At 51.1% G+C, this 25,363-nt stretch carries 26 protein-coding genes and 1 tRNA gene; 18 read left to right on the top strand and 9 right to left on the bottom strand.

Features of this window, described 5'->3' with window-relative positions:
- Window positions 1-655 precede the first annotated feature (655 nt).
- From ACWAU4_RS07495 to ACWAU4_RS07520, 6 genes are all read right to left on the bottom strand, one after another.
- Window positions 656-886, bottom strand: a complete 231-nt coding sequence (locus ACWAU4_RS07495) for a hypothetical protein (protein ID WP_144132485.1) — start codon at window positions 884-886, stop codon at window positions 656-658.
- A gap of 8 nt (window positions 887-894) precedes the next feature.
- Window positions 895-1,461: a mobilome CxxCx(11)CxxC protein gene (locus tag ACWAU4_RS07500; protein ID WP_144132487.1), complete on the bottom strand. Its 567-nt coding sequence runs from the start codon at window positions 1,459-1,461 to the stop codon at window positions 895-897.
- Between the two features lie 66 nt (window positions 1,462-1,527).
- Complete coding sequence (locus tag ACWAU4_RS07505) at window positions 1,528-3,000, bottom strand: caspase family protein (RefSeq protein WP_144132489.1); 1,473 nt, start codon at window positions 2,998-3,000, stop codon at window positions 1,528-1,530.
- A 537-nt stretch (window positions 3,001-3,537) separates the two neighbouring features.
- Window positions 3,538-4,080 (bottom strand): hypothetical protein, encoded by a 543-nt coding sequence (locus tag ACWAU4_RS07510; protein WP_159352295.1) that lies wholly within the window; start codon window positions 4,078-4,080, stop codon window positions 3,538-3,540.
- A gap of 953 nt (window positions 4,081-5,033) precedes the next feature.
- Window positions 5,034-5,109, bottom strand: a tRNA-Arg gene (locus ACWAU4_RS07515).
- 55 nt (window positions 5,110-5,164) lie between these two features.
- Window positions 5,165-6,322, bottom strand: coding sequence for a flagellar assembly protein FlgT (locus ACWAU4_RS07520; RefSeq protein ID WP_028779114.1), 1,158 nt, complete (start codon window positions 6,320-6,322; stop codon window positions 5,165-5,167).
- A gap of 799 nt (window positions 6,323-7,121) precedes the next feature.
- Here ACWAU4_RS07520 and ACWAU4_RS07525 point away from each other — a divergent pair.
- Entirely contained in the window at window positions 7,122-7,739 is a 618-nt protein-coding gene (locus ACWAU4_RS07525; protein ID WP_243880067.1) for a FlgO family outer membrane protein, read from the top strand.
- The gene (locus tag ACWAU4_RS07530) at window positions 7,739-8,206 is read left to right on the top strand and encodes an LPP20 family lipoprotein (RefSeq protein WP_051472584.1); all 468 of its coding nucleotides are present in this window, start codon (window positions 7,739-7,741) and stop codon (window positions 8,204-8,206) included. The genes ACWAU4_RS07525 and ACWAU4_RS07530 overlap by 1 nt, the downstream gene beginning before the upstream one ends.
- A 284-nt stretch (window positions 8,207-8,490) precedes the next feature.
- On the opposite strand, the gene ACWAU4_RS07535 is transcribed toward ACWAU4_RS07530, so the two are convergent.
- The 3 genes from ACWAU4_RS07535 to flgA all read right to left on the bottom strand — a co-directional run bounded on the left by ACWAU4_RS07535 (window position 8,491) and on the right by flgA (window position 10,020).
- Window positions 8,491-8,922: a flagella synthesis protein FlgN gene (locus tag ACWAU4_RS07535; protein ID WP_190535251.1), complete on the bottom strand. Its 432-nt coding sequence runs from the start codon at window positions 8,920-8,922 to the stop codon at window positions 8,491-8,493.
- A complete protein-coding gene (gene flgM, locus ACWAU4_RS07540) occupies window positions 8,922-9,242 on the bottom strand; it encodes a flagellar biosynthesis anti-sigma factor FlgM (RefSeq protein WP_025011043.1) in 321 nt (106 codons plus the stop codon). Before flgM ends, ACWAU4_RS07535 begins: the two co-directional genes overlap by 1 nt.
- Window positions 9,243-9,312: 70 nt before the next feature.
- Complete coding sequence (gene flgA / locus ACWAU4_RS07545) at window positions 9,313-10,020, bottom strand: flagellar basal body P-ring formation chaperone FlgA (protein ID WP_025011044.1); 708 nt, start codon at window positions 10,018-10,020, stop codon at window positions 9,313-9,315.
- 187 nt (window positions 10,021-10,207) lie between these two features.
- On the opposite strand from flgA, the gene ACWAU4_RS07550 reads away from it, so the two are divergent.
- The 16 genes from ACWAU4_RS07550 to ACWAU4_RS07625 all read left to right on the top strand — a co-directional run bounded on the left by ACWAU4_RS07550 (window position 10,208) and on the right by ACWAU4_RS07625 (window position 25,358).
- The gene (locus ACWAU4_RS07550) at window positions 10,208-11,128 is read left to right on the top strand and encodes a chemotaxis protein CheV (protein ID WP_025011045.1); all 921 of its coding nucleotides are present in this window, start codon (window positions 10,208-10,210) and stop codon (window positions 11,126-11,128) included.
- A 144-nt stretch (window positions 11,129-11,272) separates the two neighbouring features.
- Complete coding sequence (locus ACWAU4_RS07555) at window positions 11,273-12,106, top strand: CheR family methyltransferase (RefSeq protein WP_025889999.1); 834 nt, start codon at window positions 11,273-11,275, stop codon at window positions 12,104-12,106.
- A 175-nt stretch (window positions 12,107-12,281) separates the two neighbouring features.
- A complete protein-coding gene (flgB, locus tag ACWAU4_RS07560) occupies window positions 12,282-12,680 on the top strand; it encodes a flagellar basal body rod protein FlgB (protein ID WP_025011046.1) in 399 nt (132 codons plus the stop codon).
- A gap of 2 nt (window positions 12,681-12,682) precedes the next feature.
- Window positions 12,683-13,099, top strand: coding sequence for a flagellar basal body rod protein FlgC (gene flgC / locus ACWAU4_RS07565; RefSeq protein WP_025011047.1), 417 nt, complete (start codon window positions 12,683-12,685; stop codon window positions 13,097-13,099).
- A gap of 15 nt (window positions 13,100-13,114) precedes the next feature.
- Window positions 13,115-13,798 carry a flagellar hook assembly protein FlgD gene (gene flgD / locus ACWAU4_RS07570; RefSeq protein WP_107111812.1) on the top strand — a complete coding sequence of 228 codons (684 nt, stop codon included), beginning with the start codon at window positions 13,115-13,117 and terminating at the stop codon, window positions 13,796-13,798.
- A 54-nt stretch (window positions 13,799-13,852) separates the two neighbouring features.
- The gene (gene flgE / locus ACWAU4_RS07575; RefSeq protein ID WP_107111811.1) at window positions 13,853-15,214 is read left to right on the top strand and encodes a flagellar hook protein FlgE; all 1,362 of its coding nucleotides are present in this window, start codon (window positions 13,853-13,855) and stop codon (window positions 15,212-15,214) included.
- A gap of 166 nt (window positions 15,215-15,380) precedes the next feature.
- Window positions 15,381-16,124, top strand: a complete 744-nt coding sequence (flgF, locus tag ACWAU4_RS07580; RefSeq protein ID WP_028779120.1) for a flagellar basal-body rod protein FlgF — start codon at window positions 15,381-15,383, stop codon at window positions 16,122-16,124.
- A gap of 11 nt (window positions 16,125-16,135) precedes the next feature.
- Entirely contained in the window at window positions 16,136-16,924 is a 789-nt protein-coding gene (gene flgG / locus ACWAU4_RS07585; protein ID WP_025011050.1) for a flagellar basal-body rod protein FlgG, read from the top strand.
- 12 nt (window positions 16,925-16,936) lie between these two features.
- Window positions 16,937-17,611, top strand: coding sequence for a flagellar basal body L-ring protein FlgH (flgH, locus tag ACWAU4_RS07590; RefSeq protein WP_025011051.1), 675 nt, complete (start codon window positions 16,937-16,939; stop codon window positions 17,609-17,611).
- A gap of 10 nt (window positions 17,612-17,621) precedes the next feature.
- Window positions 17,622-18,713 (top strand): flagellar basal body P-ring protein FlgI, encoded by a 1,092-nt coding sequence (locus ACWAU4_RS07595; protein ID WP_025011052.1) that lies wholly within the window; start codon window positions 17,622-17,624, stop codon window positions 18,711-18,713.
- A gap of 25 nt (window positions 18,714-18,738) precedes the next feature.
- Entirely contained in the window at window positions 18,739-19,749 is a 1,011-nt protein-coding gene (gene flgJ, locus ACWAU4_RS07600; protein WP_454290519.1) for a flagellar assembly peptidoglycan hydrolase FlgJ, read from the top strand.
- 20 nt (window positions 19,750-19,769) lie between these two features.
- On the top strand, window positions 19,770-21,695 hold the full coding sequence (gene flgK, locus ACWAU4_RS07605; protein WP_044734076.1) for a flagellar hook-associated protein FlgK: 1,926 nt from the start codon (window positions 19,770-19,772) through the stop codon (window positions 21,693-21,695).
- Between the two features lie 11 nt (window positions 21,696-21,706).
- Window positions 21,707-22,912: a flagellar hook-associated protein FlgL gene (flgL, locus tag ACWAU4_RS07610; RefSeq protein ID WP_045282489.1), complete on the top strand. Its 1,206-nt coding sequence runs from the start codon at window positions 21,707-21,709 to the stop codon at window positions 22,910-22,912.
- A 95-nt stretch (window positions 22,913-23,007) separates the two neighbouring features.
- Entirely contained in the window at window positions 23,008-23,829 is an 822-nt protein-coding gene (locus tag ACWAU4_RS07615; protein WP_025011054.1) for a flagellin N-terminal helical domain-containing protein, read from the top strand.
- Between the two features lie 215 nt (window positions 23,830-24,044).
- Entirely contained in the window at window positions 24,045-24,863 is an 819-nt protein-coding gene (locus ACWAU4_RS07620) for a flagellin N-terminal helical domain-containing protein (RefSeq protein ID WP_025011055.1), read from the top strand.
- 162 nt (window positions 24,864-25,025) lie between these two features.
- Window positions 25,026-25,358, top strand: a complete 333-nt coding sequence (locus ACWAU4_RS07625) for a flagellar protein FlaG (RefSeq protein WP_371872775.1) — start codon at window positions 25,026-25,028, stop codon at window positions 25,356-25,358.
- The last annotated feature ends 5 nt before the right edge of the window (window positions 25,359-25,363 follow it).

Here is a 25,363-nt window from a genome sequence, read left to right on the forward strand (position 1 = left end):
TTGAGGCGCAGCATAAGATGCCGCGCAATGCGAAGAGCTGACTAATTCCATTTACCGATTTTTCTTCCAGTGACCACAAAAGTAGCCTGCACTCAAGCTTGCTACCGGATTTTACAAGAGTTGAAGGCCCTGTACAATCAATGGGATAGATATAGGCCAGTAATACTGAAATGATGTTTATGCAGATAACAGCCTTACAGGTGGTGTGACCGAAAAATCCAGTCAGGGCAGCTTCTAGGACCGGATAACTTAAAGAGCGGGACTGCAGGCAAAGGCAAGGGCAAAAGTGTCACCATTCATGATCTGCGTCGGTCGATCACTAGTTGGAGCGTGATGCTGGCGGCTGATGTTGAAACCACGGGCAAACCACCAGTAATCTGCTGGGCCACAGTGACATCAGCATAACCGCAAGCACCTATGCCCATTTGGATATTGAGCAGGTCAGGCGGGAGCTTGGGAGCACCACGGCGGCCTTAATGGGGTTGGGGGCTGAAGCTGGTCAAGTCGTGCAGCCAGCAGAGCAGGAAAGCAGGGTAGAGCGGCTTATCAGAGAGATAGGGGAACTCTCGCCGGAAGAGCGGCGAGAGTTGATGAGGAGAATTTAACTTTTACTTGTGGGGCCGCGAAGCGGTCCCACACCAAGTTTTTGTTAAGACTAACTTCTACCACAACAAGGGCAACCACCCGGAGTTGGGCCAAAATTGACCGTAGACTTGTTAACAGTAACACTTTCATTGAAATGCTCTAAGCCTATCGATTCTTTAATTTTACCATCTGTTGTGTGTGGGTATTTTTCGAAATCTTTTATGATTTCAAAGAATTCTTTTTTCTGAGATAAATCAAGACCCTTAAAACCATTCAAAACATGCTTAATTTTGTTATCCATTTTTACTCCTAAAAGTTGCCACAGGTATCACAATCACTGGCTGTCAAGGATTGTGGAATTGTATTACATGTTTTACATGTGCATTTATACTGAAACAAAGATAATCTCATCGCGAAGCGTTTTTCCTTGTCAGTTATATTTTGAGTGTTATCTTCAATCTCTTGTCTTGTATATTCATCTCTTAATCTAGATATGTCTCTTTTTATTTTTGTTATGTTTTCACTACTTAATTGTTCAAAATCATTAGTTAGTCTGGTGTTGTTTTTTACTGCGCCAATCGCATATGAATAATTATCATCCCATTTAAATGACAGCGACAATAAAGATAAAATTGCTTGGGTTATAGTTAAAATGCCGCAAATTGGTAGCAATATGTTTTTCAAAATTTCTTGTTCGGATGAAAATGCAGCAACAAATGTACCTAATGCAAGAGGGAGTACTAACCCTAGAAATGTTATACTTTTGAGCCAAAAACCATATTTAGATACTCTTTTTTCAAAAATTTTGACAGTACCAAAACTGTAAAATTTTTTATCAAAACATTCTTTTTTTATTTGTGTTTCTTCTAGTGTCATAATTTTCTCTAAGGTATCGGTTAGTCTTAATGCCGCATTCAGCGGTTTATCCGCTGCAATGCCTTGTTAGATTTCATCAACACCGAACTTGCTTTTAATTAGGTCAATAATGTTATTTTCAATGTCTTTCAACGACGATTGAACTAGCCGCCTAATGGCTTCATGTTCTTTAAAGCCACAATGAAGTATCTTCCATTCGTTTTGATTTTGAGTGCCTCTTTTATCCCAGCTCTTTTCTGTCTCAGCCTCATACTTAGAAAAGACTGTAAGCTTCGACTTTGAAAAGGCATGTGTAAAAAATAGTCTGTACCAGTTTAAAACTTCTTCCTTGGGTTTGAAAATAATAACGACTGAATGCTGCGGCGATGGGGCTGTTAATCGGAATCCATCAATAACATCTCTATATTTTGTTACTGGTCTGTATTCCGTAGTTTTGTTAAAACCAAAACGATCTTCGGACACTACTTTTTCTTTTGCTTCGTACCCTTCTTGAGTATAAGTTTCCGATGCAAAATACTTTTCCTTGCTATCCTGTATCCATTTTCCAATTCCTTTTAGACCAGTAATCCCAGTGTAATCTTGCTGAGTATTGATCTCTACCTCAAACAATGAAGTAATTATTTCGCTCCATTGGTATGAATTAAATTCATTAAAATATACTTCCAGTGACTCCTGAGCTTGCTCAGAATTACAATAGCTTTTGCTTTTCTCTTGGATCAGACGAATAAGTTTTTCATTTCCACTAGCTTTAGGCCCTTCATCCACTTCACCTACAGCTAATTCAGGTGTTTCTGTACGAGTATTAGTTTTCAGGCTATCTCTCAATGAATCTGCAAGCTCATTTGATACCGTGCAAAAGATTTCAGTATTATCAGCCTGCTGAATAAAGAGTGGTGTTTGATATTTCTTAACGCTAACATCGTCAGAAATATAGTCCATTATATCTCTGTATCTGATGTCTTCCCCCTCATAGTTGAGCAAAGACATTGCAAAACTCTTTGTGAAGACGCTGAAGTCTTCTAGAGCAACAGAGGATTGATTGCTTGACGAAGAAAACAAAAAGTATGTTTTTTTGAATGATTCAGATGATGACTTCTCAAAAATTGATCGTAGATCTTTATCAGACTTAATGTATTCCGTCCCTGCTTGGCACGCGTCAACCACTTTAATAGTCTGCTTTGGACTTAAGGACTTTAGCATGGAATCAAACTCACTATTTCTTAGCGATGTTTGCTCAATTTTTGAAGAGCTAAAATCTGAAAACAAATAGAGGAAGTCATCTGGCGTACTTGATCCATGCCCCGTGTAGTAAAAGAATATCTCATCTATAGCGTCATCTTGGTGCTTCCTAATATATGAAGCAACTTCAGCTTTCAATGTTGTGCTCTTTTCATTACCGTCCAACGTAAGGCAGTCATCATAGCAGCCTGATCCAGCGATGATTTTTGAAACTACCTGTATATCCTTTTTACATGGCGGAAGGTTGGCTTCATTATCATATTTGGATACGCCAATAAGTAAGGCTATTCTCTTTCCCATTTACCCGTTCTCTATTTAAGTACCTAGTGAAATCTAACATTTTAATAGTGAGACCTTGCAAGCTTGGCCTACCTTCTAAGGAAGGAGGTGATTTATGTATCGGCGAAGCAAAAAGTACCAACAGCAGGTTGTTTATTTGACTGCGGCGTGGGCTGTTTGTCCTTCGGACACGCTTCCGATTATTCCGCACATCCTGTGCTTCACCCTTCGGGACAGCTGAAGCTGTTCAAAAATGTTCCCGACATTTTTGCCGCGTGGCGAGCCAGAGGCCCTTCGGCTCTAGCTAAGTGACAGAAACTGTTCTGTCTCTTGTTCTTCGGACACGCTACCGCCCATGGATTTCGGATTCCAGCATTCCTGCCGCCCCCTAAGGGTATGATTGTATGGAACAAGTGTTCCACTTAGCTCGAACGTATCACAGCTCTTTTCGATCGTCTCTAGGACATTTGCTCTTTCTTACAAAAAGTTGCGTTTGCTCAACAAACGGGTCTTCAGGCTTCTTGTCCGACTCGTACTGTGCCACACGGTACTTTTCAGTTACTTTGCCTCAGCGCAGATTTTATCTCGGCGTTTAGCCAATTCAGGGCTGCTGTCCTTCATCGCTTTTAGTATGAGCTGATTACATTCTTTCTCTTTAACCTGCTGCTCTGTTTGCCGTACGGGTTCGCCTGCGGCGCCTGTCTTTGGATTGAAAAGAAATGATCTTCCAGTCTTTGGGGTCGGTTCGCCTATTTTGGCTATCACGGGTCTGTAATTAAGGGATGCACTGCAATACATCCGCGATAAGCTGCGGCCCTTTGAGTTCAGGTTTTTCATGCTGGATAGCTGATTGCACAAATCTGTGAACATGGCTTTCGCTTGCAGCGAGCACTTGGAATAGGACGTTGCTTGCTGCTTTAGGTCGGCACAGACACTTTCTTGCTTTACCTGCCAGAGAAAGTGCTGGAATCGAATATCGGTGCCCTTGTAGGTGAGTGTTTGGGCTGTGACATTGGTGTTTGCCGCATCAATGTAGGCGTTAGTGATGTTATTGCTCACCATCTCCAGATAGGCGGCGAACAGTTGCGACAGCGGATCCATGACTCATCCTTAAGTAGCTGCTTGCATGTAAAAGCTTGGCTTTCCTCTAATTATTTAAGGATATTACCGTCTTTCATCCGACTTTCAAATGCTTTGTGTCACGGCTGATTTTTGGTTTTGATATGGTCTGTACACTTATTGACTGCTCTCCAAGGAAAAGCGGTCTGTGCAGTCTGCCTGAGAAAGCACCCATGTAAGCACTCGGGTGATGACTTCAACCCCAAAGCTGACAATGCCTCGAAGGCGGGTTAGGGCTTCATCGCCGTAGCGGCTGGTTTTGACTGCCGGAATACCCGAAGCACAACTGAGTTGCTAAAGATATACACCTAATTCCCAGGCACAGGCGGAACTGTGACCTTCCGAGGCATGGATGCCGAGGCAGAGCTTACAAGGATGTACTTGCAGCGAGTCACAGGATCGCCTGTGCGAAAAGGACTGTTCTCGGACGTCCTGTCCTTCACGGCGTGCCCATTCGCGCCGCAGGTGATGGTGAACTGGCAGCTAAGCGCAAGTTTATTGGTGAGTTCTGGCTTAAAGCCATGATAGCCGCTGTACCAGCGGCGTAAAGTCGTGGAGCAAATGCATCCATGTACAACGAGCCAGCTCGACATCCCTGACTCGCGCTCGAAAGCATGTTGCTGCGCAACACTCGCCATGTCACAGGAGCGCCTGTGCGAAAAGGACCGTTCTCGGACGTCCTATCCTTCACTGCATTCGAGCTTCCTGTCCATCCGCACCGCAGGTGAAGGGTCATTGCTTAGCGAGAGCTAAATCCAAGTTGGTTGGTTACTTTGGGCTTTAAAGCCACGATGGCCACATCACCAACTCAACGTTTTCCCAAAAGAAAACTATCAGAGAACAAAATCATTAATTTGAAGCGCCTGAATCGGCAGAAAAAGAGGAACTGAAAGAAAAGCTTGAAACTTGTGCAAGCAGTCACAAGCAGAAGTGACTGGTCTCCCCACAGGGACTCGAACCCCGATCGGTCGCTTAGGAGGCGACTGCTCTATCCTGTTGAGCTATAGGGAGACGCCAGTGATTATACTGGTTTTCACCCGGATGAAAAGGCTTTGGATTTAATTGCTTAAATCTTAATCGCGATGTCATTCACCTGAATGTTGAGGGCGGCATTTTCACCGCTGAGCACTGCGATGGCACTTTCCTCCGTGACTTGATCTATGGTGATTTTTGCCCGGGTTTCTCCGGCCACGGCGCGCATCTGGTTCATGCGGTCGGGCAGGTTTTGTTGCAGCACGATTTGGAACTGATCGCCCACGCGGATGCCGTTGCGTCGCCCAAGGTTGAGTATCACTCTATCTTGTTGACGCACGACTATCTGTGCCAGCAGCGGTCTGCAGGCCAGTGCCATATCGATATCTTTACTGGCATTGGCCAGCACCTTATCTATGGCCTGCCCATAACTGGCACGCCAGAATCTGTCGCTGTTGGGGGCGACGGATTCATTTTTGGCAAACTCCCAGGGCGCGGAAATGCTGTAGTTCTGATACCAGATCTGCTCGCCGCTGATCCCATGATAGAGGCTGAGCTGCAGCTGAAACAGTCGCTGAGGCTCGCTGTCCCACAGGCCCATAAAGCCGGACTCGGCCGGTTCGGTGGAGATATCTATGATTTGCGGCAGCAACAGATACTGGCTGTCGGTAATTTCACTTATCCAGGTCGGCAAACGGTAACCCCGGATATTGATAAGCTCTTCTTTGATATCCAGCCGCTCTTTGGCATGCAGGTGGGCAAAACTGGTGGAAGATTGCTTATCCAGCGTTGCCGCTATCCGCTCGGACAGGCTTCGCTGGAAATTTTCCAACTGACCATAACGCAGTTGGCTTCTGTCCTTAATGCTGGCCTGTGGCACCAGGATAGCGGCCTTGATGGCTGAGCTTTGGCACTTGTTATCCGGGCCGTCGAGAATATCGAGCCGCATAACCACCTTGAGCTTGTCTCCCTGGCGCATTTCGCTGACCAGTTCGACACTGCTTATCTGCGCCTGGCTGGAGAGGCTGAAATCGTTTTGGGTCAAGCGCCCCTGGCTGACACTCTGGGTTGATTGGAAACTGCCGCCACGGGAGAGCAAGGCCATGTTGATGGCGTTGTCCATTGCCGCTTCCCGTGCCTGGGTCAGATTGCCATTGATTATTTTGGCTTCACCTCGGGCCTCGGTCCACTCTGCCATGGCGTTCAGGCTGATGCCTAGCAGCGGCAGCAAGAGCAAAGGGCGCAATCTCATAAGACGGTTCCTCAAAATAAGAGTCAGGGTGACGGAATTTTGCCGCCACTTAAACTGGTATCGCTTGCTATTCAAATTTTATGCCAGCGCCATCCATTCACAGCTGATGCAGCGCAGTTTGCGACCATGACTAAAGCGCGGCAAGAGTTTGCCGATAAGGGAACAGAGAATATAAGTTCCCATTGCCCGCCAGTGGATAAATTGAAGGGGCAAATGAAGGTGTGGGAAATGAAAAGGCGTAGATAAGCCCCTTAAACATCTTCGTAAAAGCCTGTAATAAGCTGCCAGGCAACCGGGTTTGTTCGCCGGTGTCATCTGTTTGTACTTGGTCTGCAGGCCTGAGGAAGGTGCGAATAAGTCCTCGTGGCACTCTGGCTTGCACAGCAATTGGCGTTCAAGGCATCTGACTGAAGGCATGCTGGGGCCTGTCAAAGTCGGATAACGCAGAAAGCCGGTTGCTGTGAAAGCCCCGAAGGGCGTAGCTTACAGACCTGTCTGCTGTGTTGTGCTTCTTGCAAAGGACTAAGGCCATTTGCTGCGAACCACGCCTTGCATCCAAGCCCGTAAGCCGACGCAGAGCACACATGGGACTTGCTCGCACCTTCCCTTACTTAGGTTGGTATTTTATTTGCATAGCTTTACCCCAGTGAAAGGAACTTGGCGCTAATCGAGTTAGCCGTGGTGCTTAATGACAACCTCGGAGAAAGCGCGGCATAAGTCAGGTCGGTCAAGGTTCATGCCAGGTCCAAGAGTCGCCAGGTTCCTCAATAAAGCAAGTGCCCGCCAGGGTACCAGTGGGATGGATATTATGTATAAAGCCCTGTGTATATTGCCTTTACTCTTGCTGCCTGCTTGCAGCATGACTTCGCCGCAACAGCAGGCCCAGGTCAAGTCGCAAGCGGCGCCAGTCAATCTATTGGCGCAGCAGTTGGTTGATGAGTTGGTAGCTCATAATGACGCTCTCAAGCCGACCCAGCCGCTATTGGTGATGACACCTGTGATGGTGGAAGACATGCAGAGCAGCAATGCGCTCGCTTCACAACTGCAGCAGGGGCTGATGACGGCCTTTCATCAGCGCGGTTTTAACCTGGTGGATTTGAACCTGGCCGATGCGGTGCGGGTAACGCCACAGGGGGATTTCATCCTTACCCGTGATTGGCAGCAACTGCCGACCGATATTGCGGTGGAACATGTACTGGTCACCAGCATGAGTCAGGCCAAAGGTGAAATGCTGTTCAACAGCCGAATTGTCAACGTCAACAACAACCGGGTGCTTTCGGCAGCCGGTGTGCGGGTACAGGAGCAAGAGCTGCCCGGCTACCTGGCACCATCCAATAAGGTGGTGTCAAAAGAAGGGCTGCTTTATCGCTACGAAAGCCGTGGTGAGGATAAGGGCCGGATAGTGGGAGACAAGTAATGAAGCATTGGAACAAAACACTGTCATTGGCCACGCTGGCGCTGGCGCTAATTCTGGGTGGCTGCGCCGATAAGGACAGATATGTGCAGTGGGAGACTGAGGCGCCGAGCAGTTTTCCCAAGTTGACGGCAATAGGCTATGCCCCGCTGGCCAGCCAACCGGCCAAGGAACAGTCGCAAAAGGTGCTGATGGCGATGCAGGCATCCAAGATTGCCGCTTATCGGGAATTGGCCGAACAAGTCTATGGTCAGCGATTGTCGGCCGACAGCAAAGTCAGTGACTGGATGCTGAAAGGCGATAATATCCAGGCCTCGGTTTCCGGAGTGATCCGCGGCGCCAAGGTGGTGCGCAGTTATCCGGCCGGAGATCATTATGTGACCGAACTGGAGCTGGATTTCGCCCGGGTGTGGGATCTGTATCAGCAGCAAAATCGCCCCCAGCGAGTCAAAGAGATCACTTATTTTTAGGAAAGTGAGAATAAGTCCCCGCGGCGTTCACTTTTGTAAATTTTGTAGAGAGTGGCTCGCACCTTCAATTGGCATAAGTAAAAAGCAGCCTTGTTTGGCTGCTTTTTTGTGGCCTGTTATGGCTTAAGATGCGTTGCTGAATTGAGGGCTGAGCTTTGCGTTCCGGGTTGAGAGCCCTGAGTAACCACCTTGAGTTCAAACTAGGGCAGGGGGCACAGGCGGTGATTCTCACTAAAGGGTTGAGCTTACGCGATAAGCTATAAGCAACAGCAGTAGGGTTTTAATCAAGCCTTGAGATCGTTGCCCAGGGTGGCGATGGTTGAGGTTTTGCCCTTGCCGTCATAGGTCAGGCTGGAGGCGTTACGGCTGACCTGCAGCGCTTGCGCCAGGCGGTTGATACTGGCCATGCTCAGCTCTATCAGGCCGGCATTTTCCTGATTGCGCAGTTGGCAAGCAGCCAATAGCTCGCGAGCTTCACTGACCTGTTCGGCCAATAGTGGCTGACTGAGTTTGGCTTGTTCAGGATGAGAAGAGAGCGCCTCATCTACCGCTTTGACCTCATTGAGCAGGTCGCCCTTGTCTTTGGCCAGTTGCAGCAGATTATCGGCATTGCGATCCAGCAGGGCGTTTTTTTCCTGCTCAATCAAGTTCAGCAGACGCTCGAGTTGAGTCGTCTGCTGTGCTATCAGGCTGGTGATATCCGGGGTATCAGGCATCAGGACCCTTTATTGAGTTCGTTCAGTTCTGATTCGAATTGAGATATGTTGGCTGCCAGTTTTTCCGGGTCAACCTTATATCTGCCTTCGGCGATCGCCAATTTAATTTCGGTGATCTTCTTTTGATCTATTTCTGGCAGGGAGGCCATTTTACTCTGTACTCCTTGCAGTTGCTGCGCCTGTTGTGACACCACAACAGAGTCAGCTTTCTGCGGAGCAGCACCTTGCTGAGCTGTTTGGCTGCTCTGAGCTGTGTTCTTGGGGACTGAACCTGTGTTCACCCTGGGTTGATTTTGCAGTTGTTTAATATCCATAGCCATCTCGGCTCCAGCCTTTTCTCTGATTACCTTGCTGTCTTATCGGCACCGCCAAGGGGAACTTTAGCATTTTTTACATTCGAACTTCCACTTCGCCCACATTGGTGACAGTAGCCTCCAACACTTTGTCTGAGCGAGTGTTTTTTACCCGAATCTGTTCCCCAAGGTTACCATCATGCAGGGCTTCACCAACAGTTTTTATTTGAAACTTCTCGTTACGGGCATAGATGGAGACTCTGTCACCTTTGCAGACAAAGCAGAGATTGGCGGCAAATACCGGATAGTCTTTGGCTATGCGCCGTTTGAGGCGGGTACCTGTGACTGTGGCTATATCGTCAAATTGCGCGCCGCGCAAACTGGTTTCATCTATGTAACGCAGCGCCAGATTTTCCGGCCCAAGCACAGTGCCCGGGGCCAGTGTCTGGGTAGCTACTACCACAGGGTAACTGATATCCACCCGCACCGAGACATAGATTTGCCACGGGTAGCTGAGCTCCGGACTGTTACAACCTATGCGTACCGTATTGTTGCGGCTTATCTCTCTGTCGCTGGCAAGTTCAGCCGTCAAAGGCGAATTGCATCTGGGGGGCGTGAGCCTGGAATCCAGTCGTTGCGGCGTGATGGTTATTTGAGCATTCTCGGCCGCCAGCACTTTTTTGGCAACTGCCTCTTTAGCCAGGCTTTCTACGGCCGATATACTGGGAACAAAGCTATTCTCTGCCGCCACCGCTGGGATGGGCATTAAAATTGTAGCCAAAATGTACGCAAAATTTACTTTCATAATGAACGGGCTAGCTTGTCTCGCCAGATTACACCTATACTTTCAATGATTCGCGGATCCCAGTGCTGGCTTCACCACAGGTTTAGTCAGAAATTTGACTGAGACCCAGTGTCTTGGACAAAGCAAATAGTATGCCTGTCTGCGTGACAGCAGGTATTTATCAATACAAAGACAACAAGGCAGCCTTATGTCGAGCATTCTTGAATCAGTCAACAAGCGCACTCAACTGGTCGGACAAAACCGTCTCGAACTTCTGTTGTTTAAACTCAACGGCAGGCAAAGGTTCGGGATCAACGTGTTCAAGGTTAAAGAGGTTCTGCAGTGCCCACCGCTGACGGCACTGCCCAAGTTGAACTCCTTCGTTAAGGGCGTGGCCCATATTCGCGGCACCACAGTGTCGGTTATCGACCTCAGTGCGGCGACCGGCGGCAAACCCATAGATGATGTCAAGGATTGCTTCATCATTATTTCCGAGTACAACCGCAGCGTGCAGGGCTTCCTGGTGAAGTCTGTCGAGCGGATCATCAATATGAACTGGGAGTCCATCATGCCGCCACCGGAAGGGGCAGGGCGATACTCTTATCTGACCGCGGTGACCGAAATCGAAGGTGAGTTGGTTGAAATTCTCGATGTTGAGAAAATTCTCGATGAAATTTCGCCGGTTAAGACAGACATCAGTCAGGAAATCGATGAATCTCTCACAATCGACAGAGAGCAGCACTATCATATTATGGTGATTGACGACTCTTCAGTGGCCCGTAAGCAGATCATTCGGGCGCTGTCTTCGTTGAACCTGCAGATAGATACTGCCAAAGATGGCCGGGAAGCGCTGGATAAGTTGAAAAGCATCGCGTCGGAGATGGACAATGTCGCCGATGAGATCCCGCTGATTATTTCAGACATTGAGATGCCGGAAATGGATGGCTACACCCTGACCGCCGAGATCCGTGATGATCCCAAGCTGAAACATATCAAGGTGGTGTTGCATACCTCGTTGAGTGGGGTGTTCAACCAGGCCATGGTGCAAAAAGTGGGCGCCAACGATTTTATTGCCAAGTTCAACCCCGATGAATTGGCATCGGCAGTTAACAAGCATCTGAGTTTATAGTCGCTGTCTGCTGTGGATTTTTATGACTATAGTGAGTTTGATGTCTTGTGTTGCAAATGGGGCTGGGGTATAACGCTGACCCAGTTTTTAAATGGCGCTGCATTGAGTTGCAGCGACGTTTTCACGGATAGTTAGGACACTAAGGTGCCAGATAAATCTCTCGCAGAAACTGAGTACAATCAATTCAGGCTGTTTCTTGAACAGCACAGTGGCATTGTATTGGGTGAGAACAAACAGTATTTGGTTCGCAGCCGTTTGGCGCCTTTGATGGGGAAATATGGCTTGCCATCCCTGTCGGACGTAGTTAAGCAGTCGATGCGGCCCACCGAGCGTCAGTTACGCGCTGAAGTCGTCGATGCCATGACCACCAACGAAACCCTCTGGTTTCGGGACAAGTATCCTTTTGACCTGCTCGGCAATACATTGTTGCCCGGTTATGCCAAGCTGGGGCGGCCGTTGAAGATTTGGTCGGCAGCCTGTTCATCCGGCCAGGAACCCTATTCACTGGCGATGACAGTGCTTGAATATCAGCAGCGTAAACCGGGGGCTTTGCCGGGTGGCGCCATGATTCAGGCCACAGATTTGTCACCATCCATGCTGGAGCGTTGTAAAAACGCCGAGTACGATAAGCTGGCGTTGGCCCGCGGCCTGTCTGAAGAGCGCAAGCGTCAGTTTTTTGAAGCCCTGCCCAACGGCAATATGCGGGTTAAAGACAATGTGCGCCGTTTGGTGAGTTTTCGGGCCCACAACCTGCTTGAAAGCTACACCTTGCTTGGCAAGTTCGACATCATCTTTTGCCGCAACGTGCTTATCTATTTTGCGCCGGAGGCAAAGGCAAAAATACTGCGGCAATTTGCTGCCGCCCTTAATCCCAAGGGGATACTGTTTTTGGGCGCCAGTGAATCGATTGCCGGGTTGACCGATGAATTCGACATGGTTCGCTGTAACCCAGGCATCTATTATCAAAAGAAAAATTAACCAACTAACCATTTGATTTTTAATTAAATAGTTTGAAAGGCTCGTCAACTTGGACGGGCCTTTTCTGTTTTACCTTTCACCCTTACGGCCATCATCTTGGTATCTGTTACCCTCCACTCTACATCTGGCACAAAGCTTGCTTTGTTTTTGTCGAGTCATTGGAGGAGGCGGTTTTATGGCGATCAGTTTCGATAAGGCCCTTGGCATACATCAATACACTCTGGGTATTCGCGCCCAGCGTGCCGAAGTGCTTGCCAGCAATATAGCCAATGCCGATACCCCACATTATAAGGCTCGGGATGTTGATTTTTCCTCGGCGTTGCAGGCGGCAAAAGGGCGGCAACAGGGGATGAGTATGGCGGCAACTTCTGAAAAGCATTTCGACCTCAAGGCGCTGACAGCCCAGCATGTGCAGTATCGGGTACCGGATCAACCGGACACGGGTGACGGCAATACTGTCGATATGCAAAAAGAGCAGCAGGCCTTTATGCAAAATGCGCTTGAATATCAGATGTCGCTTGGGTTCCTCGACGGTAAGTTCGCCGGGATGAAAAAGGCATTGAAAGGAGATTAATCATGAGCTTGTACAATATCTTCAATGTTGCGGGGTCGGGAATGTCGGCGCAGTCTGTGCGCTTGAACACCACAGCCAGTAACATAGCCAACGCAGATTCCGTCTCTTCCAGTATCGATAAGACCTACAAGGCGCGGCATCCCATTTTTGAGGCCGAGCTGGCCAAGGCCAATGGTCAACAGCAGCAAGGCGCTGCGGTAAAGGTTAAGGGCATAGTGGAAAGCGATAAACCCTTGTTGAAAGAGTATTCGCCGGATCATCCCATGGCCGATGCCGATGGTTTTATCTACAAACCCAATGTCAATGTAGTGGAAGAGATGGCCGATATGATTTCCGCCTCCCGCTCCTATCAGATGAACGTCCAGGTGGCCGATGCAGCCAAGTCCATGCTGCAGCAGACCCTGAGAATGGGCAAATAAAGGGAGACATAGCCCATGAGTGTAAGTTCAGTTAACCCCTTCCTCGACAGCATAAGTGTCAAAGGGGGTTCGGAGACCAAGAAGAGCAATAACCAGCAGCTGACCCAGGAAGATTTCTTCTCGCTGCTGAGTAGGCAGTTGTCGATGCAGGATCCTTTCAAGCCTGTGGACAACGACCAGATGATTGCCCAGATGGCTTCGTTTTCTACCGTGGATGGTATCTCCAAGCTCAACGAGGAGATAGTTAACCTCAACACGGTAATGACCTCGAGTCAGGCTTTGCAGGCATCTGGCCTGGTGGGGCAGAAAGTGTTGATCCCGGCGGGCACCGGCTATGTTTCCGAGGAAGACCCGACCCTCAAAGGGGTGATCACATCGCCAGAGAAAATGCCTTCCATCAAGGTGACAGTTGAGGATGAAGCCGGCCAGGTAATCAAGACCTTTGATGTGGATGGCAGTGCCGGCGGCAACATAGACGTGGAATGGGACGGCCTGGATAAGGACGGTAAACCCGTTGAGGCTGGTATCTACACCATGAAGGCCAGTGGGGTTGTCGATGGCAAGTCCCAGGATCTTATTGTCAGTGCCTATGCCCACGTGACCAGTGTATCGCTCAACTCGGCCAGTGGTGCCGTGTTGAACTTAAGAGGTATTGGCGGGATCAGACTGGCCGACGTGCTGGCTGTTTCCGAAGTTTAATTCTGTTTCTGCCCCGGCTGCGCCGGACAGTATCTGAAAATCATGAGGTGAATTATGTCTTTTAACATTGCTCTGAGTGGGATTGCTGCGGCGCAGAAAGATCTCAATACCACAGCCAACAATATTGCCAACGTCAATACCGTCGGCTTTAAAGAATCCCGGGCCGAGTTTGCCGATGTTTACGCCAGCTCGATTTTCTCCAACGGCAGAACCACTGTGGGCGGCGGTGTGACCACCACTCAGGTGGCGCAGCAGTTCCACCAGGGTAACCTGAACTCCACCAACAATGCGTTGGATTTGGCGATCAACGGTGGCGGTTTCTTCGTGACCTCTCCCAATGTGGGCAGTCAGGATTACTCTTTCACCCGCGCCGGTGCCTTCAAGCGTGATGAAAACGGTTTCCTGGTCGATGCCGCAGGTAACTTCCTGCAGAGCTTCCCTGTCGATAAAGACGGCAACTCCACCTCTGTGAGTTTGACCACTACCAAGCCGGTGCAGATCCCGGATACTGCCGGTAGCCCGCAGAAGACCAATAATGTCGGCATCAGCATGAACCTGGATTCCACCCAGACCACCAAAGATCCGGCGCTGTTTGACCCATCCAAGTCAGACACTTTCAACAACTCAACCGCAGTGACCATTTATGACTCCCTGGGTAACTCCCACACCTTGACCACCTATTTTGTGCGTCCGGACAATGGCGCCTACACGGGCGAGAGTAACTGGGTGGCTTATTATGCTATCGACGACAAGCCGGTCAATCTGGGCGGCGCCGCTGGCAGCTACCAGACAGATACTGATGGTGACGGTAACCCGGATGGTACAGGCACAGCGCAAACTGCTGGTGGCTGGACTGGCGCAGTGCTCAAGTTCAACGATGTCGGCGGTTACATAGGTTCAGATCCTGCGGTGATCACCACAGAGCAGTTGGGTGTTGGCGGTGCCAATGTTCTCGGCCCTGCGGCGGACGGAACCCAGACAATAACCATAGACTTCAACAACCCGACCCAGTTCTCGGAAAAGTTCAACGCCACTGAATTGACGCAGGATGGGGTGACTGTGGGTCGTCTGACCAATGTGGAAGTGGGTACAGACGGGTTGATCTCAGCGAAATACAGCAATGGCTCGACCGTGCCTTTGGCGCGGGTGGCACTGGCGCGTTTCTCCAATGAACAGGGTCTGAGCCAGGTAGGTAACACCTCCTGGAAAGCGAGCCTGGACTCAGGTGCAGCGCTGGCCGGTGAGGCCAACAGTGGCGTGTTCGGCAGTATCCGTTCCTCAACGCTGGAACAGGCCAACGTCGACCTGACCACTGAGCTGGTGGACCTGATTTCGGCTCAGCGTAACTTCCAGGCCAACTCCCGTACTCTGGAAGTGAACAATACACTGCAGCAGACAGTGCTGCAGATCCGCTAATCCTTCCTGCGCAAGACATTGCCGCTACGGCAATGTCTTGCCGCTTCTCCCTGTACACACCCCCAAGTTACTGAAGTTCTTCTGTTGTCACTGCGCTCGATTGCTCATTTTATTGGCACGATGTTTGCTTTTACCTGAATAGGTAAAAAGATTGACGGAGCAGCAGGTGGACAAACTTCTCTATGTCGCCATGACTGGCGCCAAACAAAACATGAATGCGCTGGCGGTTCGGGGTAACAACCTGGCCAATGCCAACACAGATGGTTTCAAGTCAGACATGGCTCAGGCCCGTGCTATGCAAGCCTTCGGTGAAGGATTGCCGACCCGGGTGTTTGCCATGACAGAGTCGCCCTCGGCCAACTTTCAGTCCGGTCCTATCAAATCGACCGGGCGGGATCTGGACATAGCCATCAAAGATCAAGGCTGGATTGCGGTGCAGGCAGCCGATGGCAGCGAGGCCTATACCCGCTCCGGCAGTCTGAGTTTTGACACCACAGGTTTACTGCGTAACGACAGGGGCAACCCGGTAATGGGCGATAACGGCCCGATAGTGCTGCCGTTGCCGATAGACAAAATCCAGATTGCCACCGACGGCACCATCTCCATTCGTCCCCAGGGCGCAACCGCAGAGGTGATTGAAGAGGTGGGCCGCATCAAGCTGGTCAACCCGGGCAATCAGAATCTGATGCGCGGTGAAGATGGTTTGTTCCGCACTCTGGACGGCAATCCGGCCGCCGCCGATCCCTTTGTGAATGTGGAAAGTGGCGCTGTGGAAGGCAGCAATGTCAATGCCGTGGATGAAATGGTCAACCTGATTGAGCTGCAACGTCAGTTTGAGCTGCAGGTAAAAATGATGAAAACCGCAGAAGAGAACGACAAGTCGTCCGCTTCATTGATGCGCATTAGCTAGGAGTAATTGATATGCATCCCGCGTTATGGATAAGTAAGACTGGGCTAGATGCCCAGCAAACAGACATCTCGGTGATTTCAAATAACGTCGCTAATGCCAGCACCATAGGCTACAAAAAGGGCCGGGCGATATTTGAAGACTTACTGTATCAGACGGTCAATCAGGCCGGTGGTATCAGTGCTTCCAACACCAAGCTGCCCAATGGCCTTAACCTGGGCGCAGGTACCAAGGTAGTGGCCACCCAGAAGATTTTCTCCCAGGGGAATCTGCAAACCACAGATAACGCGCTGGACATGATGATTGAAGGCCCGGGATTCTTTGAAATCCAGCTGCCGGACGGCACCACTGCCTACACTCGCAACGGCCAGTTCACTCTGGATGATACCGGCCAGATAGTGACTTCCGGCGCCGGCTATGTGCTGCAGCCTGCCATTACCATTCCGGACGATGCCACCAGTATTACCGTTTCCGCCGAAGGTGAAGTGTCGGTTAAAACCCCGGGTGCCGCCGAAAACCAGGTGGTGGGCCAGCTGACCATCTCTGATTTCATCAATCCGTCCGGCCTGGATCCCATAGGGCAAAACCTCTATCTGGAGACGGGCGCCAGCGGTACCCCAATTCAGGGCACGGCTTCGCTTGACGGTTTGGGCTCCATTCGTCAGGGCTCGCTGGAAACCTCCAACGTTAACGTGACCGAAGAGCTGGTTAACCTGATTGAGAGTCAGCGGATCTACGAAATGAACTCCAAAGTCATTTCGGCCGTAGACCAGATGCTGGCCTACGTGAACCAGAATCTGTGATGAGGTGATGTGATGAAACCCTTGTTCCTTATCATTCCGGCTTTGTTTCTGGGGGCTTGCACTGCTACCCAGAATAAACCCATAGCCGATGATCCCTATTATGCGCCTGTGTATCCCGAAGCACCGCCGACCCGGATAGCGCCGACCGGCTCTATTTATCAGGATAGCCAGGCGTCTTCGCTTTACTCGGATCTGCGGGCGCACAGGGTAGGGGACATCATCACTGTGGTGCTGGTGGAGTCGACCCAGGCGAAGAAAAGCGTCGGTAACAAGATCAAGAAAGGCTCGGACATGTCGGTGAACCCGCTCTATATGGGCGGCAGCAATGTCACCATCAAGGGCAATCCGCTGGATTTCCGTTACGGCGACAGCATGGATACCAATCGTGAGGCCGATGCCGATCAGAGCAACAGTCTCTCCGGGCAGATCTCGGCCAATGTGATGCAGGTGCTGGGCAATGGCAACCTGGTTATTCGCGGTGAAAAGTGGATCACCATCAATAATGGCGACGAGTTTATCCGGGTAACCGGCATTATTCGGCCGCAGGATATTACTCCCGAGAACACCATAGATTCGCCCAAAGTCGCCAATGCCCGTATTCAATACAGCGGTACCGGCACCTTTGCCGATTCGCAAAAGGTGGGCTGGCTGAGCCAGTTCTTCCTCTCTGACTGGTGGCCTTTCTGAGGATAAGCTCATGAAAATCAAATTAATCATGGCACTTGCCTGTTTGCTGGTTTCCCTGCCGGGACAGGCCGAGCGCATCAAGGATATCGCCGATATCCAAGGGGTCAGGGATAACCAGTTGATAGGCTACGGTCTGGTGGTCGGTTTGCCGGGCACCGGGGAGAAGACCCGTTACACGGAGCAGACCTTCAAGACCATGCTGAAGAATTTCGGCATCAATTTGCCGGATAACTTCAGGCCCAAGATCAAGAATATTGCCGTGGTGGCAGTGCATGCCGATATGCCACCCTTTATCAAGCCGGGACAAACCCTGGATGTGACGGTATCGAGCCTGGGTGAAGCCAAGAGCCTGCGCGGCGGCACTCTGCTGCAGACCTTCCTTAAAGGGGTGGACGGCAATGTTTACGCCATCGCCCAGGGCAGTCTGGTGGTCAGCGGTTTCAGCGCCGAGGGGCTTGATGGCTCCAAGGTGATCCAGAACACGCCAACCGTGGGCCGCATTCCCAACGGCGGCATAGTCGAGCGTGAAGTGGCCAGCCCCTTCGGTAATGGCGATCACCTGACTTTTAACCTGCACAGAGCCGATTTCTCCACCGCCAAGCGCACCGCAGATGCCATTAATGGCTTACTCGGCCCGGGTATGGCACGGGCGCTCGATGCTTCTTCCATTCAGGTCAGTGCCCCCAGAGATGTGTCGCAGCGGGTATCGTTTCTGGCCACCCTGGAAAATATTCAGGTTGAGCCTGCCGATGAATCGGCCAAGGTGATAGTCAACTCCCGCACCGGCACCATAGTGGTCGGCAAGGACGTTAAACTCCTGCCGGCGGCTGTGACCCATGGCGGCCTTACCGTCACCATCGCCGAAGCGACTCAGGTTTCCCAACCCAATGCCCTGGCCGGTGGCCAGACTGCGGTGACCAGCAACAGCACCATAGATGTGGCTCAGGACAATAGACGTATGTTTATGTTCAACCCGGGCACTTCCCTCGATGAGTTGGTGCGGGCGGTGAATATGGTCGGCGCGGCGCCATCGGATGTGTTGGCCATCCTCGAAGCCTTAAAGATGGCAGGGGCTTTGCATGGTGAACTCATCATCATCTGATTAATGGCACATTGGTTTATCGACTATGAACAAAATGGCTGATGCTTCGCAATTTCTGGATCTCGGTGGGCTGGACAAGCTCAGAGCCCAGGCGCAGCAGGATCAAAAGGCGGCGCTTAAAGAAGTCGCGCAGCAGTTTGAAGGCATCTTTGTGCAGATGTTGATGAAAAGCATGCGTGATGCCAATGCGATATTTGAATCCGACAGCCCGATGAACAGCCAGTACACCAAGTTCTACGAGCAGATGCACGATCAGCAGATGTCGGTGGAGCTGTCGTCCAAAGGTATGTTGGGGCTGGCGGATCTCATGGTGCAGCAGTTGTCACCTGAAAACTCCGGTATTACCCCGGCCTCAGTGCTCCGCGGTGATGTCGATAACCGCAGCGTCGCGGCCTTAAACGGCGGCCAGACGGAGAAGATATCCGGTGTTGAAGCAGCAGCGGCCAAAGCCTCCGCGCTGCCAAGCAATGACAGCCTGCAGCAGGTATTGAGCGGCAAAGTATTGCCGTCATGGCGGCAGGCGCGGCCGGCAATTGGCAGCCAGGAAGAGTTTGTCAGACAGCTTTATCCCCATGCAAAGGCCGCTGCCGATGCTTTGGGGACTCAACCCGAAGTGCTGCTGGCGCAATCGGCTCTGGAAACCGGCTGGGGCCAGAAAATGGTCCGTGGCCATAAAGGCGAGTCCAGCAACAACCTGTTCAACATCAAGGCCGACAGGCGTTGGCAGGGCGAGAAAGCGGCAGTGTCTACCCTGGAATATGAGCAGGGCACAGCTGTGCGGCAAAAGGCGGACTTCCGGGTGTATGACAGTTTTGAGCAGAGCTTTAACGACTTTGTCAGCTTTATTTCCGACAACGATCGTTATAGCCAGGCGCGCAAGATGGCCGCCAATCCCGGCGAATTTATCAAGGCACTGGCCGAGGCGGGATACGCCACGGATCCTCAATATGTCAACAAGGTGATGAAAGTGCTGGATACCATCAAGGCTGATTTTGGCCAATTGTTGCAGGAGTTCGGCTCAAAGCCGGGCCAGTAAAGGTGCAGGAGCGATAACCCATGTCTATGGATCTGTTCAGTATAGCCCGCAGCGGGATCCTGGCCGCCCAATCACAATTGGGAGTGACCAGTAACAATATTGCCAACGTCAATACCGAAGGCTATCACCGTCAGGTGGCAATTCAAGGCACCTCCACCTCAATGCGTCTTGGCAATAACTTCTATGGCACAGGTACCTATGTGCAGGAAGTTAAGCGTATTTACAACGATTATGCCGCCAGAGAGCTGCGTATCGGCCAAACAGGGCTCAGTGCCGCCGAGGCCAGCTACACCAAGCTCAGCGAATTGGATCAGCTGTTTTCCCAGATAGGCAAGGCGGTGCCAGCCTCATTGAATGACTTTTTCTCCGGCCTCAACAGCTTGGCTGACCTGCCATCGGATCTGGGGATCCGCGGCTCTGTGCTCAACTCGGCCTCGCAACTGGCGCAGAATCTCAATCAGATGCAGAGCCATCTGAGTGGTCAGGTGCAGCAAACCAATGATCAGATTGAAAGCATTACCACCAGGATCAATGAGATCAGTAAAGAGATGGCGCAGATCAATCTTGAACTGATGAAGACGCCGGGGAACGATGCGCAGCTGCTGGATAAGCAAGATGCCCTGATCCAGGAATTGAGCCAATATGCGGAAGTCAATGTGATCCCGCTGGAAAACGGTGCCCGCTCCATCATGCTGGGCAGCTCCTTTATGCTGGTATCCGGTGAAGTGGCCATGACTATGGGCGTGACCACAGGTGACCCCTTCCCCAACGAGCCTGAGCTGACCTATAGCCTTGGTGGCAGTGAATTAAAGGCAGACCCCGCCAAGCTCGGTGGTCAACTGGGCGCCTTATTTGATTTTCGTGACAACACCCTGATGCCCGCCAGCCATGAGCTGGGGCAGTTGGCGCTGGGGATTGCCGATGCCTTTAACGAGATGCAGTCCCAGGGCTTCGATCTCAATGGCGAGCTGGGACAACCTATTTTTACCGATATCAATGACCCTGTGATTGCCGCCGGCCGTGTCGGCGCCTATTCGGGTAATCCGGGCACAGCTTCCTTGAGCGTTAATATCGATGATGTCGGCGCCCTGTCCGGCAGCAGTTATGAGCTGAACTATACCAGCGCCGGTACTTATGAACTCAAGGATATGAAGACGGGAGCCGTGACCAACTTGACGCTCAACGGCAACACTTTGGAAGGCGCCAACGGTTTCAGTATCAATATCGACGCCGGTGCCATGGCCGCCGGTGACAGGTTTGAAATACGGCCAACCGCCAATGCGGCAGCCAACATAGGTGTAGTGATGTCCGATCCCAAGGGGATTGCCGCTGCGGCGCCGAAAATCACCGCCGGGACAGGTAATTCAGGCAGCACTTCAGTGAAGTTGGTCAGCATAGATGATAGAAGCGCGGCTAACTTCCCCGTGACTGACAGTGAGCTGACATTCACCCTGGATACCAGTGTCAATCCGCCTACCTATGAAGTCTTTGATGTCAACGGCGCTTCTTTGGCAACCGGGACGGCCGCGGGCACTCCGCCGCAGATCAGCGCCTTTGGCTTTACCTTCGAAGTTGATGGCAGCAGTGGCGGCAGTGAGAGTTTCACTTTCGATCTCAGCTTTGCGCCGGGTGACAACACCAATGCCGTGGCCATGGCCAAGCTCAGTGACAGCAAGATAATGAACAATGGCAAGTCGACCCTGGGAGATGTGTTTGAAAAGACCAAGCTGGATATTGGCAGCCAAACCAAATCCGCCCAGGTCAGGGCCGGTTCGGCGGAGGCCATTTACAACCAGGCCTATGCCAGGGTGCAGTCGGAATCCGGGGTTAATCTGGACGAAGAGGCGGCCAACTTGATGCAGTTCCAGCAGGCCTACCAGGCATCGGCACGGATCATGACCACGGCTAATACCCTGTTCGACACTTTGTTCAGTTCGGTTCGATAGGAGCTTGAGAGATGCGTATTTCAACTTCACAGATGTACCAGCAGAACTTAAACAGCATTCTGCAGAAGCAAACGGATACCAACAGGATCCTCGAGCAGCTCTCCAGCGGTAAAAAGGTCAACACTGCCGGTGACGATCCTGTGGCGGCTATCGGCATAGACAATCTCTATCAGCAAAACGCGCTGGTGCAGCAATATCTCAAGAATGTGGACTACAGCAAGAATCATTTGTCGATGGCGGAAAGCAAGCTCGGCAGTGCCGAAACTCTGGTTACCAGCATTCGAGAGCAGATGTTGCGTGCAGTAAATGGCACCCTGGCACCGTCAGAGCGGCAAATGATTGCCGATGAGCTGCGCGGCAGTCTGGATGAACTCATGAGTATTGCCAATACCCAGGATGAGTCAGGCAACTATCTGTTCTCCGGATTCAGCACAGACAATCAGCCGTTTGCCTTCGATGCCAGCGGCAACATGGTTTACAGCGGTGACAGCGGCGTTCGTGACGCCTTGGTGGCTCAAGGGGTTGCCATGGGCACCAACATCCCGGGGGACTCGGCCTTTATGAAGGTGCCCAATGGTTTGGGTGACTATGGCGTCAATTATTTGGCCTCTCAAACCGGGGACTTCAGGGTACTCAGCGCCAAGATAGATGACCCCGCGGCTCATGTGGCCGATACCTATACCTTTAACTTTACCGACAATGGTGCCGGTGGGGTTGATTTGGAAGTGTTGGACTCGGGTGGCACTGCGGTGGCTAATGTGGCCAACTTCGATGCCAGTAATCCCGTGAGTTTCAATGGCATTGAGGTGAAGCTGGACGGCACGCCGGCTGGCGGGGATTCCTTCACCATGGAGCCCGATGCCGAGGTACCTATTTTCGATACCATTCAGCAGGCAATCGATCTGCTGGAGGATCCCAACCGGGTCAATACCCCGGAAGGAAAAGCTGAGTTGGCACAGTTATTGAATAACGTTGATAGCGGCTTGAATCAGCTCAGTGTGGCCAGAGGGGTGGCCGGGAATAATCTCAAAAGCCTCGAAAGCTACAGCTCCAATCATGCAGAGGAAGAGCTGGTGAATAAGTCGGCATTGTCACTGCTGGAAGATCTCGATTACGCCTCGGCGATAACCGAGTTTCAAAAACAGCAGCTGGCGTTGAACGCCGTTTCAAATGTGTTCAGCAGAGTGGGTTCTGTTTCCCTGTTTGACTTTATTTAACAGAAAGCAAAGACCTACCCGTCTGTCAGATAAATTGTTAACAAATTTAGCCAAGCTCCGAGTCTTGGCGCTAAAACTAGGAAGAGGAACTCAACATGGCTATTACCGTTAATACTAACGTGACCTCGATGAAGGCACAGAAGAACCTGAACATATCCAGTGGTAACCTAGCGACTTCTATGGAACGCCTGTCCAGTGGTCTTAGGATCAACAGCGCCAAGGATGATGCCGCGGGTCTGGCTATCTCCAACCGGTTGAACTCTCAGGTTCGCGGCTTGGAAGTGGGCATGCGTAACGCCAACGACGCGATTTCCATCGCCCAGATTGCCGAAGGCGCGATGCAAGAGCAGACCAATATGCTGCAACGTATGCGTGACCTGGCCATCCAGTCTGAAAACGGTGCCAACAGCACCGCCGATCTGCAGGCGCTGAAAGATGAAATGGATCAGCTGCGTGATGAGATCACCGCTATCGGTAACAGCACAGCCTTTGGTAACACCAAGCTGATGACTGGTGAGTTCTCCGGTGGCAAGCTGTTCCAGGTCGGTCACCAAGACGGTGAAGACGTGACAGTGACGGTCAAAACCAATAATGCCGCATCAATGTCGGTAAATGCGCTGACGGTGCTGACTTCTGCCGGTCGTGACTCTGCCATTGGCAAGATTGACGCCGCCATCAAGAACATAGATACCCAGCGCGCTGAATTGGGTGCGGTGCAAAACCGTCTGGCCCACAATATCAGCAACAGTGCCAACACTCAGGCCAACGTTGCCGATGCCAAGAGCCGTATCGTGGATGTGGACTTTGCCAAGGAAACTTCGGCCATGACCAAGAACCAGGTACTGCAGCAGACGGGTTCTGCCATGCTGGCACAGGCCAACCAATTGCCACAGGTCGCGCTTTCTCTGCTTGGCTAATCGAGTGGAAAGGGCAATATCGTCAGTGGTTTCATCACCACTGGCGATATTATTTTTCTCAAACAATCATTGAGTTAAGAAGAATTGATGATTTTTTGAAAAAAATGACTAAAGATCAAAACAGGGGTGCCGTTAAAGATACTGTAACCAGTAAGACCCGCCTGGCTCAAACGAAGACAGGCTAGTTTTCCAAGCCAGGTAAAGAGGAAATCATTATGGCTATTACAGTAAACACCAACGTAACATCACTGAAAGCTCAGAAAAACCTGAACATCTCCAACGGTAGCCTGGCTACTTCAATGGAGCGTCTGTCAAGTGGTCTGCGTATCAACAGTGCTAAAGATGATGCTGCAGGTCTGGCGATTTCTAACCGCCTGAATAGCCAGGTGCAAGGTCTTGAAGTCGGCATGCGTAACGCCAACGACGCTATCTCCATCGCCCAGATCTCTGAAGGTGCGATGCAGGAGCAGACCAACATGCTGCAACGTATGCGTGACCTGGCCATCCAGTCTGAAAACGGTGCCAACAGTACTGCTGACTTGCAGGCGCTGAAAGACGAAATGGATGCGCTGGCAACTGAAATCACAGCTATCGGTAACACTACCGCCTTTGGTAACACCAAGCTGATGACAGGTAGCTTCTCTGCCGGTAAAAAGTTCCAGGTAGGTCACCAGGATGGCGAAGATGTAACAGTTAAAGTGAAGACCACCAACGCTGGTACTCTCTCTGTTAACTCTCTGACTGTACTGACTTCTGCTGGTCGTGACTCAGCTATCGGTAAGATCGATGCCGCTATCAAGAACATCGACTCACAACGCGCCGAATTGGGTGCCATCCAGAACCGTCTGGCACACAACATCAGCAACAGCGCCAACACTCAGGCCAACGTTGCCGACGCCAAGAGCCGTATCGTGGACGTGGATTTCGCCAAAGAAACCTCTGCCATGACCAAGAGCCAGGTGCTGCAACAGACAGGTTCGGCCATGCTGGCCCAAGCTAACCAGCTGCCACAGATTGCACTGTCACTGCTGTAATCTTTCAGGTTAGCTATCGCGTCAGTAAAAGGGAGGTTCGGCAACGGATCTCCCTTTGCTGCATTCATGGAAGGAAGATATTGAAGGCAGTTAGGTCAACTGAGTGGAGAATAGGCGATGGAAGTTACTACCTTATCCAATGCTGTCCCAGTGAGGACAGAAGTGAAGCCGGGACAGTTGAAAGAAGCTGCTCCCAAGAACGCGGAAACCGAGGCGACAGCCTTGCTCAAGCCGGTCGATGAGGCGGAGCAGAACAAGGAGGCGCAGCAAGATCCCGAGCAGCTGCAGCAGGTGGCGGAAGAACTCTCCAATACCATGTCTATGATGCGCAAGGGACTGGCATTCAAAGTGGATGAAACATCCGGCACTCACGTTGTCAGCGTGATGGATGTAGACTCAGGGGATGTGATAAGACAGATCCCCAGCGAGGAAGCTTTGGAGCTGGCTGCTAAACTTTCAGAAGTAGCAGGACTGCTGATGAAGACGGAAGCCTAAAAGGC

Source organism: Shewanella sp. FeAMO (assembly GCF_053653955.1).